Origin of the sequence: Pseudoduganella ginsengisoli (assembly GCF_009720865.1) — a bacterium.
GTDB classification, from domain to species: domain Bacteria; phylum Pseudomonadota; class Gammaproteobacteria; order Burkholderiales; family Burkholderiaceae_D; genus Rugamonas; species Rugamonas ginsengisoli.
Genome location: NZ_WNLA01000016.1, coordinates 60,417 through 75,702 on the forward strand (window position 1 = coordinate 60,417; position 15,286 = coordinate 75,702).

The window sequence follows — 15,286 nt, forward strand, 5'->3', positions numbered from 1 at the left end:
TAATTTTTATATCGGACAATCGCTAATGATGATCAGCCGGGTAAGTAAATTGTTTTGAACAGGAAAATACCCGCAATTCCCCACAGCATATAGCTGACTTCACGATGTTTGCCAGTCAAGAGTTTCAAACCAGCGTAGCTGATGAAACCGAGGGCCAGGCCATTGGCAATCGAGTAAGTGAAAGGCATCACCAGCGCGGTCACAACGGCCGGGATACTTTCTGTGGTTTCCGCCCAGTTAATCTCCGTCAGCTCGCGCAGCATCAGGCAGGCAACGAAGAACAGGGCAGGGGCGGTTGCATAAGCCGGCACGACGCCGGCCAGGGGAGCAATGAACAGCGACAGCAGGAACAGGGCGGCAATCGTCACAGCCGTCAGGCCCGTGCGGCCACCAGCCTGCACGCCTGCTGCGCTTTCAATGAATGCCGTGGTGGACGACGTACCCATCATGGAACCGGCAATAATGGCGCCGGAATCGGCCAGCAGGGCCTTGTTCATGGCGGGCGGCATTTTGCCGTCTTTCATCAGGCCGGCGCGCTGCGCCACGCCCATCAGGGTGCCGGTGGCGTCAAACAGTTCAACCAGGAAAAACACCAGCACCACATTCAGCAAACCATGCGACACGGCCGACACAATGTCCAGTTTCAGGGCGGTGGCGGCAATCGATGGCGGGGCCGACACGATGCCGTGGAATTCGTTACCGGCAAAGAAGAACGACAGCACGGTGACGGTCATAATGCCGATCAAAAGGGCGCCGGTGACGCGCAGGCGGTCCAGCGCGACGATCACCATGAAGCCGACGATGGCCAGCACGGGCGCAGGTTTGTGCAAGTCGCCCATGGTGACGAAGGTGGCGGGGCTGGACACGACGATGCCGGCGTTTTTCAGTGAAATCAGCGCCAGGAACAAGCCCACGCCGGCAGGAATGGCCGTGCGCAGCGATGGCGGGATCGCATTCATGATTTTTTCACGGATGCGCAGCAGCGATACCAGCAAGAAGCAGCAGCCGGAGATGAACACGGCGCCCAGCGCCGCTTCCCATGCGAAGCCCATGCCTTTCACGACGCCATAGGCGAAATATGCATTCAAACCCATGCCCGGCGCCAGGCCGATAGGGAAATTCGCATACAAGCCCATAATCAGGGTGCCGATGGCGGCTGCCACGCAGGTGGCGACGAAGACGGCGTCTTTCGGCATGCCCGCATCGCCGAGGATGGACGGGTTGACGAAGATGATGTACGCCATCGTCAGGAAGGTGGTAAAGCCTGCCAGCACTTCGGTGCGCACGCAGGTAGAGTTCGCACTAAGCTTGAAGTAGTTATCCAGGAAGTTCATTTCGCGTCTCTCCGCTCGCTCACATTGGTATCGCGCAGTCTTTATATGCTGCGTTATATGTACTGTCGCTGATGGGCTGCGTCGCTGCTTATGAGAAAGGGCATACCCTTTATTGATTATTCCGTATATTCCTGGGTGGCCGGCTCGGCTGGTGATGATAGTTTGGCACTCCGGGTGGCTGGACGGGCCGGTTTGGGCTTGAAATGGCGGAGGAAATCCAGCAGGATGCGGGCCGCGATATCGGCATCTTGCGGGGACAGGGTTTCAAGCGGATTATGGCTGATACCGCCATTGCCACAGCGGGTAAACAGCATGGCGACGTCCGTGACGCGCGACATCAGCATGGCGTCGTGGCCGGCGCCGGAAGCCAGCTGGAACGGCGCGACACCGGCCCGTTCCACGGCGCTGGACAGCTGCGCCATCAGCCATGGCGCGCACGGGGCGCAGCCCGCTTCGGCCACCTGTTCAACGGTGTATTCGATGTGGCGCAATTGACACACTGTTTCAATTTTTGCCATGATGTCGGCCACGGCCGCGTCGCGGGCCGCGTTATTGGCGGCGCGGATGTCGAGCGAGAAGTGGCAGGCGCCGGGGATTACGTTGACGGAGCCATTCGGTACGTGCAGCTGGCCGGCCGTGCCGACCAAGGACGATTCCTGGTCTTGTGCGCAGCGCTGTTCCACGTATAACAGGATTTCCGCAGCGGCCGTGGCGGCATCTTTGCGCAGCGCCATCGGTGTCGTTCCGGCGTGGCTGGCCACGCCTTTGAATTCCACCTGGAAGCGGCGGCTGCCTGCAATCGAGCTGACGATACCGACCGGTAAGCCTTTGTCGAGCAGCACGGGGCCTTGTTCTATATGCACTTCCACATAGCCGAGCAAGTCGGATGGGTCGCGTGCGATGGCGTCGATCGAGCTGAGATCCTGGCCCGCTTCGGCGAGCACGTCGCGCAGCAGGATGCCGTCGCGGTCCTTTAACTCCAATAACTCCGGGTCGAACTGGCCGATGACGGCGGACGAACCGAGGAACGTGCTCTTGAAGCGCACGCCTTCTTCTTCGGCAAAGGCAATGACTTCCAGGTGGAAGGGCAGGGAAATACCTTTGTCATTCATGTGTTTGACGACTGCAATGGCGGTCAGGATGCCCTGGCGGCCGTCATATTTGCCGCCGTTGCGCACCGTGTCGTAGTGCGAACCCGTGATCAAGGTACGGGCTTGCGGATCCGTCGACAGGAAGCGGCCCACCACATTGCCGACTGCGTCGATATGCGCATGCATGCCCGCTTCGCGCATCCACTGCGCGAGATGGATCGCAGTCGCGCGGTGCGTGGCTGTCATGTACGTGCACGTCAAACCGTGTTGATCTTCGCTGAGCGTACCCAGTTGCTCAGCCCATGCCACGATCGTGGCGCCCAATGCATTCTGTTGCGGGGTGTTCAGTTGCTTCAGCGTCGTCATCGTACGGGTTCCGGTGGTGATGATGCGAATCGATCATAGAGGGCCGCAACGCCGGACTTATATGGTCATGACGATATGTGATGGTGGGGGAGGTGTATAGTCGGCGCCGGGCCGAAAATTGACAACGCCAGCCCGCAGGCTGGCGTTGATATGCGCTGTGGCGCGCTATTTGCCGGACACTTCGAAATGCATCAGCTCGACGAATTCATAGTATTTGCCGAAGCCGGCTTTATCGGCGAGGAACATGTTCCTGATCCCCCATTGGCCGGGCACGGACCCGACCGGCAAGGTGGCAATGGCTTCATAGCGCCGCCATGCTTTTGGATCGCCCTTGAACGGCGTCGTGCTGTAGTCGAAGCCGGACAGGAAGCTGCCGGGATTGGCCGGATCGACCATCAGGTAAAACGGGAATATCTGTCCTTGCGGGTTTTGCAGGTTCAGGTACAGGTTGGCGAAGCCCGAACCATCGTCGCGGACATAGAAGGCCACTTTTACGATGGTTTCTCCGTTCGGGGCGGATGGTTGCGTCGGGGTGGCGGAAACCGTCATACGGTTCAAGTCCAGTTCCGGCGCTTCCCCGCCATCGGCCTCCTGGTTAACGATATTGACGCCGACCGGCTGTTCGCCGCTGGCCGCATCGGGGAAATTCATGTCCAGGCGGTTTTCCCCCGCATCATCCATAACGATCCGCATCACACCGAAGCGGCCGCTCTTGTAGAAAGAAGGGACGGTAAACGTGGCGGTGGCGGTACGTGTCGCCGGGTCGTAGCCGCCGCCATCAAGATAGACCCTGCTGTCTAACGTATCGATATTGGCCAGTTGCGCGAACGGCCCCATGATGGCCAGTGGGTGCGGCAGCATTTTCCAGGTGGCTGTGACACGGTGCTGCAGATGGCCATCCACCAGCACCGGCGTAGCGGTGATTTTCATCGAACCGGGCTCGTATTTAGGGGCGCCGGGCGATTGCTCGGGATTGTTGATGTAAATGGCGCCATTGCCCAGTTCGTCGGCGCCCAGGTAGCGGACATTGCCCGCCACGTCGACGCAATTCCCCCGGGTTAGCTGCCAATAACCGCGTTCGGCATACTTTGAAAAATTCAATTCGGCAGTCAGCACGGTCTTGTTGACATTGGAGCCATTTCGCCGCGTCCCGTCGTCCAGCGTGGGCCAGAAGTACAGGTTTTTGCGGTGCTCCCAATTGCCGGACGGCGCCGTCAGCTCGACCATGCATTGGGTGGCGCCCGGCGATGGGTCGCTATCGCTGAACAATTCAATTGAGGCAGTCGCTGTTTTATCGGCGGCCGGCGCACCGGTGACGTTGATCTTCAATTGCTTGACCAAGCCGGGCGCATAGTAATCAGGGCGCAGGTTCAAGACGTCAAACGTGAGATCCTTGCGGATCACGGAGACGAAACGGTCGCCGAGGAAAATGCGTTCCTTCAGGTAATTGAATTTGTCGATGGCGCGTGATTGCAGCAATTCCGGCGTAATGACATAACTGGACACGGACTCGGCCATATCCTCTTCCGGATTGGTATCGTGGCCATACGCGGAAACGAATTGCGTGGTCTGGGTCGTGCGCCATTTGGTAGCGTCTTGCGGGTCGCGGGTCCAGCCGCCCAGTTTGATCCAGTCATCCTTCTGTTTGGCGGAAAACACATTGGCCCACAGGAAGTGCGTCTTTTCATGCAGGATGATGCGCTGCGGCGAGACGCTTTGCGATTCAGCCAGCGCCTGGTCGGTGAATTCAATGTAGCCGGCAGCAGGATAGGCTTGCGCAATGATGCGCCGGTCGACCGGATTGGTGTAGCCATAGCCGCGGCGCACTACATATTTCAGGCCGTCGATCTTGTGGAAGGTGTCCGGCATTTCTTCCATGGCATTGATCAGCCGGACAAGTTCGTCCGGCTTGAAGGGGGCAAATTTGTCGGCGTTCTCCTTCGTCGTATAGGCCGTCAACCGGCTGTAATCATCGATCCGCGTGCTGACGCCAAAGCGCTGGTTCAGCACTTGTTCGGCCGCGTCGGCATCGGTGCCGTCCTGGGTGGCAAAGCGCACCAGCGCATGGTGCAGGCGCTTGGAAAAGTAGCGGCCCTGCACGCCGTCAAGCGTGACCAGCCTTGGCGTGGCATAGACAAACGCAGCGGTCGATAGCACGACAGCGTCGCCGCCCGGCTTGCGGTCAATACGGATATCGCCATCGATATACTGGTCCGTCAACTCCCATTTTGAAATGCGGAAAGGCGGTGCGGTATACGCCTGGCCCAGGTAGCGGGTGGGAATGGTGCCTAAGGTCGTCAGCAGGCGCGCCGCATATTCCTGGTTCCATTTGACCCCTTTGTCGCTGAGCGTGACATTGTAGGAAAACAGCAAGTTTGCGCCTGCGCTGTAATTCGGTGCAGGCACTGGTTCATCAAGGTATTTGATGACCGGTGCAGCGTTAATTTGCGGCACCCCGGTCTCTTGCGCACCCGTCACGTTATTCCACACGAACTGGAACGAGCCGGCGTCGGCAGTGGTGGCGGAAAATACCAGTGTATTGCGCTGGCTGGGCAGCGTGGACAGCGTTGACTTGCGGGCGCTGACGAGGATGGATTGCGGCGGGCTGAGCTGGTAGCCCTCGGCTTCGACTTTGACGAATGCCGCGCCATAAGGCACGCCGGTAAACTGGAACCGGCCCTGCGGGTCAGTTTCCGTTGTCATCAGCAACTTCGCCTGGTCGCTCAAGACCACGGTGGCGATGACGCCATTCAAGCCGCGGACTTCCCCCTTGACGGTTTCATTGCCGACGGGCTGTTCTGCGCCGGGCGCCACATCCAGGCCGCCCTGGCGGGCGCGCGGCTGGCTATCTGTGTTGCTGTCGCCTCCGCAAGCGCTCAGTAACGCTGCGACGGCGCACGCGACGAAAAAACGGCTGGAAGTGCAGGGCGTGAATGTTGGCATTGCATTCCCTTACGTGGGCCTGGCGGCTGGTTGTCAAATAGGCTGCTCTATTTGGCAAGTATTGACCGTAAAGAAATTCACGTCAACAAATATTCTCCGCGGAAACATTTCACGTGCCCGGGGGCGCCGTGGGGGCTCAGCGGGGCGTTGTTATTTCGCCAGCAACCGCGCCGCCGTGCTGACCTGCGCGCGCAGCCACTTGTGCTCCGTCGCATGGTGCGCACGCTCGTGCCACAGTTGATAGAAGCGCAGCGGCGGGAATTTCACCGGCACCTTGTATGACTTCAAGCCCAGGGTATTTTCATAGAAATTCGCAAACTGCTGGCCGGCTGTCAGCACCAGGTCGGTTTGCGCCACGATGTAGGGCAGCATGCGGAAGTGCGCGGATTCCACGACGATGTTGCGTTCCATGTTTTGCTGCTCCAGGAAGGCATCGATGTTGCCATGGTAGCCAGGCAAAATCAGCGCCGGCGCCGCGTGCGGCAGGGTCAGATAATCTTCCACCGTCATGCCATCTTTCGGCGTGCGGCGTGCATACGCGCTGTTGGCGCGCATCAGGCACACGATCGGATCGTCGAACAGTTTCGAGATATGCAAGTGGTGGGGCGGCTCGTCCCAGTTGGCAATCACGAGGTCCAGCTCGCCATCGGACAGCAGGCGCACATAGTCCGCGTCCGGGCCCAGTGCGTGGATTACGAGGCGGCTTTTTGGCGATTCACGGCGCACGCGGGCAATGACTTCCGTGAAGAATTGCGTATTCATATAGTCCGGCGCCGCGATGCGGAAAGTGCGCGCTTCTTCCTGCGGCACGAACGCGGTTTTCGGGCTGAACAGGGCTTCCGTTTCATCCAGGATGCGCTTGGCCGGCTTCAACAGGCTTTCACCATGCTGGGTCGGCACCATGCCGCGGCCGCCGCGCACCAGCAGCGGATCACCCGTCAATTCGCGCAATTTACGCAGCGACGCGGAGATCGACGGCTGCGGTTGATTCAGTTTCAAGGCTACGCGCGAGACATTCTTTTCGCACAACAGCAGGTACAAGATACGTATGAGGTGAAGGTCCAGGTGTTCTGGCAAGCGTGACATGTGTCTCTCCTGAGGTCGGTTATTTTCACTTATGCATAACAGGTTCGCACATTCCTGCGAGGAAGACCTATAACGGCAAACGTATGCAAGTTATATGGATCAGTGCAGGACTCACGCGGGCAGGAACCGATATCGTTGCACCATCCCGGAAAGAGAGGAGACACCTTCCGAGCCCGGGTGCAAGTCGATGGCTGCTGCACATGAGCAGTGGCCATCACGGTCGTAGGGGCGGCAGTAGCACGACTGTATCGGAGGCGTTAAGCCTCATTCATCTGAAGGCCCAAAAGAGGCAGATGAACAAGACTAAGAATGGAATAACTCATGGAAGCTTTATTCGGATCGTATGGGGTGGAGTGGCTGAACCTGCTGGTACGCTGGCTGCATTTGATTACCGGCATCGCGTGGATCGGCGCTTCGTTTTACTTCGTCTGGCTGGACAACTCGATCCGGCCACCTAAGCCAGGCAGCGAGCTGGCGAAAAAAGGCGTGAGCGGCGAATTGTGGGCCGTGCACGGTGGCGGCTTCTATAACCCGCAGAAATACCTGGTTGCCCCTGGCGAACTGCCGGAAGACTTGCACTGGTTTAAATGGGAAGCGTATGCGACCTGGCTGACCGGTTTCGCGATGCTGTTCATCGTGTACTACTTCAACGCTTCGGCGATGATGATCGACAAGAACGTTGCAGAACTGACTTCGCTGCAAGCCGTTGGCGTTGGCATCGGCACCCTGCTGGGCGGCTGGCTGGTCTACGACACGCTGTGCAAAACCAAGCTGTCGGAAAACCCTGCCGTGCTGGGCACCGTGCTGTACGTGCTGATCGTCGGTATGGCTTATGTGCTGACCCACACACTGTCGGGCCGCGCTGCTTACATCCACGTTGGCGCCATGATCGGTACCATGATGGTGGGTAACGTGTTGTTCGTGATTATTCCTGGCCAGCGCAAACTGGTGCAAGCGATGGAAAAAGGCCAGTCGCCTGATCCAATCTACGGCAAGCGCGCCAAAGTGCGTTCCGTGCACAACAACTACTTCACGTTGCCAGTGCTGTTGATCATGATCAGCAACCACTATGCGATGACCTACACCCACGCTTACTCGTGGCTGGTACTGGCTGCCATCATGGCTGCCGGCGTCCTGATCCGTCACTTCTTCAACCTGCGTCACGCCGGTAAAGTGTCGATCGGCTTCCCGGCTGCAGGCGCAGCGCTGCTGGTGGCAGTGGCAGTTGCCATCGCTCCTGCACCGCGCAAGCCGGCTGCTGCTCCGGTAGCTGCCGCCGCCACGGCGGATGAACACGGCCACGAAGGCGCTGCTCCCGCAGCAGGTGCTGCCGGCGCCGCCGACCTGGCTTCGGTACAGGCTGTCGTGACCCAGCGCTGCGTGGCTTGCCACTCGGCGAACCCGACCCAGCCTGGTTTCGCTTCGGCGCCTGGCGGCGTGGTGCTGGACACCCCTGAACAGACCAAGCAGCAAGCTGCGAAAGTGTTCCAGCGCGCAGTCCAGAACAAGGACATGCCACTGGCGAACATGACCCAGATGACCGATGCGGAACGTACGCTGATCGGTACCTGGTTCGAAGCAGGCGCGAACTGATCTCGTTAAGCAAGTCAGCGCCTCGCTTTAGCGGGGCGTTGTTCCTCTGACACCAAGGAAATAACATGACTGAAAAAGTGATTATTGACGGCTTCACCCTGACCGCTGAGCAAGTGCTCGCGGTGGCACGCGGCAACGCGAAGGTGGAACTGGCCGCATCGTCGCGCGCAGCATTGAAGGAAAGCCGCGACTACATTGAATCGACGTGGATGCACGATGAAGCGCCGATGATGTACAGCTTCAACACTGGCGTGGGCCTGTTGAAAGACACCCGCATCAAGGTCGAACACATTGAACTGTTCCAGACGCAGCTGATCAAGGCCCACTCCGGCGGTATTGGCGAGCCCTTCTCGGAAGAAGTATCGCGCGCCACCATGCTGCTGCGCGCCAACGCGTTTGCGTCCAACTATTCCGCGCCGCGCGTGGAAGTGGTGGACCGCCTGCTGGCCTTCATCAATGCCGGCATCCACCCGATCATGCCGCAAAAGGGTTCCGTGGGCGCATCGGGCGACCTGGCGCCGCTGGCTTACCTGGGCGCAGCCATTGCCGGCTTCGATGAAGCGGAAGTGATGTACAAGGGCCAGAAGATGTCGGCGGCCGAAGCCATCACCAAGGCTGAAGTAGGCCCGGTCAAGTTCGACCTGAAAGCCAAAGACGCTTCCGCACTGATCAATGGTTGCACAGCATCGCTGGCTGTGGCCGTGATGGCTGCTGAAGATGCGCGCAACCTGCTGTCTGACGCGTGCGTGTCACTGGGCCTGACCCTGGAAGCCATGCGTGCCGAGATGGCTGGTTTCGACCCGCGTATCCAGCAAGCCCGTCCGCATCCAGGCCAGATCAAGACTGCCGCCACCGTGCGCAAGCTGCTCAAAGGTTCGACCCGCACCACGCACGAAGCGCGCGCCATCCAGTTCCCGGACGAACTGCGCCGCACCGATATCGAATACACACCGCGTATCCAGGACGTGTACTCGCTGCGCTGCACGCCGCAAGTGTATGGCCCCGTGTTCGATGCGCTGGACTACATCGACAACATCGTGAAAAACGAAATCAACTCGGCCACCGACAACCCGCTGATCTTCGGCAAGGATGGCGGCGGCTTCGAGATCATTTCGGGCGGTAACTTCCACGGCCAATATTTGGCGCAAGCGATGGACTTGCTGGCAATGGCGATTACCGATCTGGGTTCGATCGTCGAGCGCCGTATCGCGCGCCTGATCGACCCAACCTTGTCGTGGGGCTTGCCGCGCAACCTGATGTCCGGCCTGCGCGGCGTGAACACTGGTTATCCAGTGATCCAGTGCTCGATGTCGTCGCTGGTGATGGAAAACCGCACGCTGTCGATGCCGGGCTCGGTGGATTCGATCCCGTCGAAAGCCAACTCGGAAGACCACATTTCCAACTCGACGTGGTGCGCCCGCAAAGCCCACACCATCGTGCAAAACACGCAATACATCGTGGGCGTGGAAATGCTGCTGGCAGCCCAGGGCTTGACCATGACGGAACACTTGCTGCCAGGCTTCGTGCTGGGCGAGGGCACGCAAGCCGCTTACGAAGAAATCCGCAAGCAAATTCCTGCGTGCCTGGATGGCGACCGCTGGTTCCACAACGACGTGCAAGTGGCGCACTCGTTCATTACCACCGGTTCCGTGCGCAAGGCTGTCATCGCGAAAATCGGCGAATTCGTATAATCGAGTTGGTTTGTATATGACAAAAACCCCGGGCGACCGGGGTTTTTTCTTTTCGCACCGGATAACTGTGGCTAGAATTAAAGCGGAGCGACTTGGGGGGGCAACAACATGAACATGCATCGCGCATTGATTGGACTGGTGATGGCGTGGCTATGCCTTATTCCAGCCCATGCCCAGCAAGTTGTGAAAGTCGGTGGCTATGATTTCCCACCATTTGTCGATAAGACCGCCGGCAGCACGAGCCTGACACTGGACTTGATCGCTGCAATGAATGCATTTCAAAAAAAGTATGTATTTGAATTTGTTGAAACGTCTTCCAAGCGCCGCTTTATCCATTTCGATGAAAAGAAATATGACTTGATATTTTTTGAGTCGGCGGAGTGGGGCTGGCAAGGCAGGGACGTGGATGCGTCGGATGTGATCATACAGGGTGGCGCGATTTACATCACGCGCGCCGATAAATCCAAAGACCAGCACTACTTCGATGATTTTAAAGGGAAATCTATTTGGGGCATACTGGGCTATCACTATGGCTTCGCGAATTTCAACCCAGACCCGGAGTTCTTGAGGAAGCATTTCAACGCCCATATGACGACGTCCCAGGATGGGCTGATCGAAGCGGCAGTCTCCGGCCGCGCGGACATTTCTGTCGTCGTCAAGGAGTATTTACAGATTTATCTCTTCAATCATCCCGGCGTGGAAAAGAAAATCCTTATATCAAAGAAATTCGATGCCGTGAATTTGTATACGATACTGCTACGCAAAGGCATCAGCCCCGACGTTGGCGAAATCAATAAAATGCTGTCCGATATGGACAATGCAGGTGTCTTGAAAAAACTGTGGGGTAAATACAAGTTGAAATAGTCTTGCGGGCTGCTGTGATGTTGCCCTGCCGGCACGCTGTAAGTGTTTCCCTATGTCTGCGTATCTTCCTCGATAGTATCCTTATGATAGTAACGAGGTAAATATAATCGGGGAGAGGGCATGGGCACGCCGCAGCGCGAGCAGGCATTTTTATCGACGCTACCTGCGAGCCCACGGGCCCAGCGGCTGGCATGGGCGGTCGTCGGTCTATCGGTGGCCGTGTTTGCCGCACTGACGCCTTTCGCCAAAGTCCAGCTGGAACGGATTTGGGCCTTTATTCCGGTGTACGAATCCGCGCTGATTATCAGTGACTTGATCACAGCCACGCTGCTGTTCGGGCAATTCCATTCCTTCCGCATGCGCTCGCTGTTTGTACTGGCGGCGGGCTACCTGTTTTGCGGCTTGATTGCCATTGTCCATATGCTGACTTATCCGGGGGTGTTCAGCGCCACAGGATTGCTGGGGGCGGGGCCGCAGACGACGGCCTGGCTGTATATGTTCTGGCATGGCGGTTTTCCCCTGTTTGTGATTGCCTATGCGCTGCTCAAGCGCCGCGAATCGGAACAGGCGCCACTGGCGCGGGGCTGGCTGCTGACACTGGTACTGTCCACCGTTCCATTGCTGGTGGCGGGGCTGGTGGTGTTGGTCACGCTGGGCCAGCATCTGCTGCCGGACATCATGGTGGGGAACCGTTATTCGCCTGCCATGATCAAGGTGATTGCCACGGTCTGGCTGTTGAGCGTGGCGGCGCTGATTGTGCTGTGGCGCTGCGGCGTCAAGGCAGTGCTGGATATGTGGCTGATGGTGGTCATGTGTGCGTGGCTGGTGGATATTGCGCTGTCGGCGATGCTCAATGGCGGGCGCTTTGACCTGGGCTTTTATGCGGGCCGCGTGTTTGGCTTGCTGGCGGCCAGCTTTGTATTGCTGGTGCTGCTGCTGGAAAGCGGCTTGATGTATGCGCACTTGCTGGACATGATGGAAGTGCTGCGGCGGCTGACGTCAACCGACGCCTTGACGGAGATTGCCAACCGGCGCGCGTTTGACCAGGAACTGGAACGCGAGTGGCGCCGCGCCATGCGGGCCAATTCGCCGCTGGCATTGCTGATGATCGACGTCGATTGCTTCAAGCGCTACAACGATACGCGCGGGCATCCGGCGGGCGACGCGTGCTTGCGCGCCGTGGCCCAGGCACTGGCTGGCGCCACGCGGCGTGCCGGCGACTTGGTGGCGCGCTATGGCGGCGAAGAATTCGTTGTGCTGCTGCCGCAAACCACGGCGGCGGATGCGGAACGGCTTGCGCAGCGCATGTGCGATGCCGTGCTGGCGCTTGGCTTGCCGCACGGGGCGTCGCTGGCGGGGCCGAATGTGACGGTCAGCATCGGCGTCGGGAGTGTGGTCCCTGCGTGGAGCGGTTCCGCGCCGGACAGCCGCGACGACGCGGCGCCGGGGGCGCAATTGGTGGAAGCGGCGGATCATGCGCTGTACCAGGCCAAGGAGGCAGGACGCAACCGCTATGCGACGTCCGTGCCGCAGACGGTGATGCATGCGGCGTGATTGCAATTACGGATGACAAGCCATATGATGGCCGCTTGTTAATTTTGAAAGTATTTCATGCGTCATTTGTTAGCAGCTGCGGCCCTGCTGCTGTCGTCCGTTGCTTACGCTGGACCATTCGATCATTTGGCGAAGTCGGGTGAGGATTTAGGCTATCCGATGCAATTGCATGTCGAATTGGTGATCACTGACCGGGTGGCTGCGCAAAATTTCAACAAGACTGTCAACCAGCCCGGGCCTGGGCCGAAGTTCGGCATCTCCCGGACCGACCACTGGGGAACCCGGCCGGCGCCGAATCAGCCGCCGACGGGATTGTTCCCCACGTACCCGGCAGGGCAAGGGCCCGAATCCACGGAATGGACTTTCAAGTCGTTGCAATATGACGTGGCGTCCGAAGCGCAGATGCGCGCTGAAATAGAGCGTTTGAATGCGCTGGACTTGAGCAAGGTGAATACACATAAAGTCACGGCGTCGCGCACGGTGGTGGGATGGCCGGCAATACCGCATTGAAGTATCAGGAGGTAACACGCATGATGAATTCGATTTTTTCCGCATCGGTTTTCGATGCAACGGTAATCGTGGATGGCCACGAATTATTCAAAGGGCAGGGCGCAGCAACAGGCTGGGCCGAGAAACTGTCGCGCGAACTGGAAGTGCCGGTGTCCGTGCGCAAGATCCGCACGGGGTGGGCGCTGTGCGGCACCGTGGATGGGGAAGAGTGTGTTTGGGGCGTGTATGGGCAGCGCTTGAAGCGGCTGGATATTGACGCCGGCAGCGCTGCCTGATGAAGCAGGGCGAACAGCCTTCAACTGCCGGACTGCCGCTTCCTTCGCGCCAGCTCCCGGTCCAGCGCATTGGCAAAATTCTGCCGGTCGCCCTGGCTGAACGCGGCAGGACCGCCGGTATCGACTCCCGCGCCGCGCAATTCTTCCATGAAGCTGCGCATGGTCAATTGCTGGGCAATGGTGTCTTTGGTGTACCACTCGCCGCGCGGATTGAGCGGCAGGCCGCCTTTTTCCAACACCAGCGCGGCCAATGGAATGTCGGCCGTCACCACGATATCGCCTGCGCAGACCCGCTCAACGATTTCAGCGTCAGCCGCATCCGCGCCAGCCGGAACCTGGAGTGCGCGAATAAAGCGCGAGCCCGGCACGCGGATCAATTGGTTGGCGACCAGCGTGACGTGGAGCTGTACGCGTTCAGCGACGCGGAACAGGATGTCTTTGATTACGGCGGGGCAGGCGTCCGCATCAACCCAGATGTGCATGGGATTCTCAGTGCAGTTGGTCAGGGATGTGATGATACAGCAAGCGGGTGGCGTCAATTTTCGCGCAGCATGGCCACGTATTGGCCATCGATGCCGATGGTATTGTGGCCCGTGCCTCTGACGACTTTCAATGCCGCCAGGCCCGGCTTGAAATGCGCCAGCAGCTGGTCTGTACTGGCGCGGGGAATCACTTCATCATGTTCCGCCGCGATCAGCGTGGTGGGTGCATTGACCTTGACCGCATGCCGCCACGATTCGTATTTATCGCTTAACAGCCAGTTCACCGGCACATACGGAAATTGACGGGCTGCGATTTCCAGCACGCTGCTGTATGGCGTAACCAGCACCAGCCGTTCCACCGGATGCTTGGCCGCGATTTGAATCGCAATGCCGCTGCCCAGGCTGCGGCCGACGACGGTAATGCGGCGGTGGTTGCTGCGCATATGATCGAACAGCATTTGCGCATCGGCCACCAGCGCACGTTCAGACGGTTTGCCGCCGCTGGCGCCATAACCGCGGTAATGCATCAGATATAAGGCGCGGCCGGGAAAGGCTGCCGCCAGTTCCGGCAGGCTGGCGTCGACATCTTCCGCATTGCCGCCAAAGTACAGCACGGCGTCGTCCGCCTGCCGGGCATGGACGGAGACGTGGATATCAACGCCATCGGCGTCGAGCATCAATGCCGTGGCCAGATCCGTCGCGGTGGTGGGCGGCGGAAAATAAATATAAGAGCGCTGTGTGAAGTACAGCAGCAGGCACAGCCCCGCATAGGCCACTGCCAACAGCAATGCGGCACGCAACCCCAGTGTCAGCACTTTTCGTATTTCCAGTTGCGCGACTTGCCCTCGGCGATCCATGCCAGCGCCTGTTCCATGCGGCGCTGGCGCGTGGCCTCAGTCTTGGCTTCTTCCAGCCATTCCACGTAATCGCGCTTTTTGCTGGTGCTGAAGGCCGTAAAGTGTTCCAGTGCGGCTGGCGTTTGTTCCAGCTGCGCAATGAAGTAATCGGGCACCGTCAATGCCCGCGGCGCGGCGGCCTTGGCGCGGGCCGGGGCTTTCACGCCTTCATCGTTGAGCTGCATGGCTTTCTTGATGTACGACGCCAGCGTACGCTTGGGTGGCAAATCCTTGACGGACGTGATGCGGCCAAACTGGCCCATGGCTTCCTTGCCCTTGTCGTCTTCCGCAGCAATCAGCAATTCACCCTTCCAGAACCCGAATGCGCAATGCGCCTTGAATGACGCCATGCTGCACAACATGCCCTTGTACTGGAAATGGGGAAAGCTCCATTTCATGGTTTCTTCCACGTCAGGGCACGTGTCATGCACCACTGCGCGAATATGTTCCAGGATGGGCTGCGCAAATTCTGCCGAAGCAGCGATGTATGCGTCAACGCGGGGATCCAATGTCGGCATGGCGGCTTTCCAATGAGGAGTGTATTTGCAGAAATATACTGAAGCGTTTTCCTGACGTCCAGAGCGGTTACAAGGCTGTAACT

General features: G+C 58.9%; 12 protein-coding genes and 1 pseudogene. 6 read left to right on the forward strand and 7 right to left on the reverse strand.

The window, feature by feature from the left end:
* Positions 1–32 precede the first annotated feature (32 nt).
* The 4 genes and pseudogenes from GM668_RS20915 to GM668_RS20930 all read right to left on the reverse strand — a co-directional run bounded on the left by GM668_RS20915 (position 33) and on the right by GM668_RS20930 (position 6,820).
* Complete coding sequence (locus GM668_RS20915; protein ID WP_155440895.1) at positions 33–1,334, reverse strand: NCS2 family permease; 1,302 nt, start codon at positions 1,332–1,334, stop codon at positions 33–35.
* Positions 1,335–1,525: 191 nt separating this feature from the next.
* Positions 1,526–2,758 (reverse strand): annotated as a pseudogene (locus GM668_RS20920) (allantoate amidohydrolase); the annotation flags it as partial.
* A 198-nt stretch (positions 2,759–2,956) separates the two neighbouring features.
* Positions 2,957–5,734: a carboxypeptidase-like regulatory domain-containing protein gene (locus GM668_RS20925; RefSeq protein ID WP_155440897.1), complete on the reverse strand. Its 2,778-nt coding sequence runs from the start codon at positions 5,732–5,734 to the stop codon at positions 2,957–2,959.
* A gap of 150 nt (positions 5,735–5,884) precedes the next feature.
* A complete protein-coding gene (locus tag GM668_RS20930; protein ID WP_155440898.1) occupies positions 5,885–6,820 on the reverse strand; it encodes a LysR family transcriptional regulator in 936 nt (311 codons plus the stop codon).
* 321 nt (positions 6,821–7,141) lie between these two features.
* Here GM668_RS20930 and GM668_RS20935 point away from each other — a divergent pair, with 321 nt between their 5' ends.
* From GM668_RS20935 to GM668_RS20960, 6 genes are all read left to right on the forward strand, one after another.
* On the forward strand, positions 7,142–8,413 hold the full coding sequence (locus GM668_RS20935) for a urate hydroxylase PuuD (RefSeq protein WP_155440899.1): 1,272 nt from the start codon (positions 7,142–7,144) through the stop codon (positions 8,411–8,413).
* 65 nt (positions 8,414–8,478) lie between these two features.
* The gene (locus GM668_RS20940; RefSeq protein WP_155440900.1) at positions 8,479–10,104 is read left to right on the forward strand and encodes an HAL/PAL/TAL family ammonia-lyase; all 1,626 of its coding nucleotides are present in this window, start codon (positions 8,479–8,481) and stop codon (positions 10,102–10,104) included.
* 108 nt (positions 10,105–10,212) lie between these two features.
* Positions 10,213–10,968, forward strand: coding sequence for a substrate-binding periplasmic protein (locus tag GM668_RS20945; RefSeq protein WP_155440901.1), 756 nt, complete (start codon positions 10,213–10,215; stop codon positions 10,966–10,968).
* 120 nt (positions 10,969–11,088) lie between these two features.
* Complete coding sequence (locus GM668_RS20950) at positions 11,089–12,522, forward strand: GGDEF domain-containing protein (protein ID WP_155440902.1); 1,434 nt, start codon at positions 11,089–11,091, stop codon at positions 12,520–12,522.
* A 57-nt stretch (positions 12,523–12,579) separates the two neighbouring features.
* Positions 12,580–13,032, forward strand: coding sequence for a hypothetical protein (locus GM668_RS20955; RefSeq protein ID WP_155440903.1), 453 nt, complete (start codon positions 12,580–12,582; stop codon positions 13,030–13,032).
* Between the two features lie 20 nt (positions 13,033–13,052).
* Complete coding sequence (locus tag GM668_RS20960; RefSeq protein ID WP_229499626.1) at positions 13,053–13,307, forward strand: hypothetical protein; 255 nt, start codon at positions 13,053–13,055, stop codon at positions 13,305–13,307.
* 20 nt (positions 13,308–13,327) lie between these two features.
* Here the strand turns inward: GM668_RS20960 and GM668_RS20965 are convergent, their stop codons facing one another.
* From GM668_RS20965 to GM668_RS20975, 3 genes are read right to left on the reverse strand one after another with little or no spacing between them, the layout of a single operon-like run.
* The gene (locus GM668_RS20965) at positions 13,328–13,789 is read right to left on the reverse strand and encodes a YaiI/YqxD family protein (RefSeq protein ID WP_155440904.1); all 462 of its coding nucleotides are present in this window, start codon (positions 13,787–13,789) and stop codon (positions 13,328–13,330) included.
* Between the two features lie 53 nt (positions 13,790–13,842).
* Complete coding sequence (locus GM668_RS20970) at positions 13,843–14,646, reverse strand: alpha/beta hydrolase (protein ID WP_155440905.1); 804 nt, start codon at positions 14,644–14,646, stop codon at positions 13,843–13,845.
* Complete coding sequence (locus GM668_RS20975; protein WP_155440906.1) at positions 14,598–15,203, reverse strand: YdeI/OmpD-associated family protein; 606 nt, start codon at positions 15,201–15,203, stop codon at positions 14,598–14,600. The genes GM668_RS20970 and GM668_RS20975 overlap by 49 nt, the downstream gene beginning before the upstream one ends.
* Positions 15,204–15,286 lie beyond the last annotated feature (83 nt).

Bases quoted from the DNA above. Each gene is read 5' to 3' on its own strand.
- GM668_RS20915 (WP_155440895.1), bottom strand. From the start codon at position 1,334: ATGAACTTCCTGGATAACTACTTCAAGCTTAGTGCGAACTCTACCTGC.
- GM668_RS20925 (WP_155440897.1), bottom strand. From the start codon at position 5,734: ATGCCAACATTCACGCCCTGCACTTCCAGCCGTTTTTTCGTCGCGTGC.
- GM668_RS20930 (WP_155440898.1), bottom strand. From the start codon at position 6,820: ATGTCACGCTTGCCAGAACACCTGGACCTTCACCTCATACGTATCTTG.
- GM668_RS20935 (WP_155440899.1), top strand. From the start codon at position 7,142: ATGGAAGCTTTATTCGGATCGTATGGGGTGGAGTGGCTGAACCTGCTG.
- GM668_RS20940 (WP_155440900.1), top strand. From the start codon at position 8,479: ATGACTGAAAAAGTGATTATTGACGGCTTCACCCTGACCGCTGAGCAA.
- GM668_RS20945 (WP_155440901.1), top strand. From the start codon at position 10,213: ATGAACATGCATCGCGCATTGATTGGACTGGTGATGGCGTGGCTATGC.
- GM668_RS20950 (WP_155440902.1), top strand. From the start codon at position 11,089: ATGGGCACGCCGCAGCGCGAGCAGGCATTTTTATCGACGCTACCTGCG.
- GM668_RS20955 (WP_155440903.1), top strand. From the start codon at position 12,580: ATGCGTCATTTGTTAGCAGCTGCGGCCCTGCTGCTGTCGTCCGTTGCT.
- GM668_RS20960 (WP_229499626.1), top strand. From the start codon at position 13,053: ATGATGAATTCGATTTTTTCCGCATCGGTTTTCGATGCAACGGTAATC.
- GM668_RS20965 (WP_155440904.1), bottom strand. From the start codon at position 13,789: ATGCACATCTGGGTTGATGCGGACGCCTGCCCCGCCGTAATCAAAGAC.
- GM668_RS20970 (WP_155440905.1), bottom strand. From the start codon at position 14,646: ATGGATCGCCGAGGGCAAGTCGCGCAACTGGAAATACGAAAAGTGCTG.
- GM668_RS20975 (WP_155440906.1), bottom strand. From the start codon at position 15,203: ATGCCGACATTGGATCCCCGCGTTGACGCATACATCGCTGCTTCGGCA.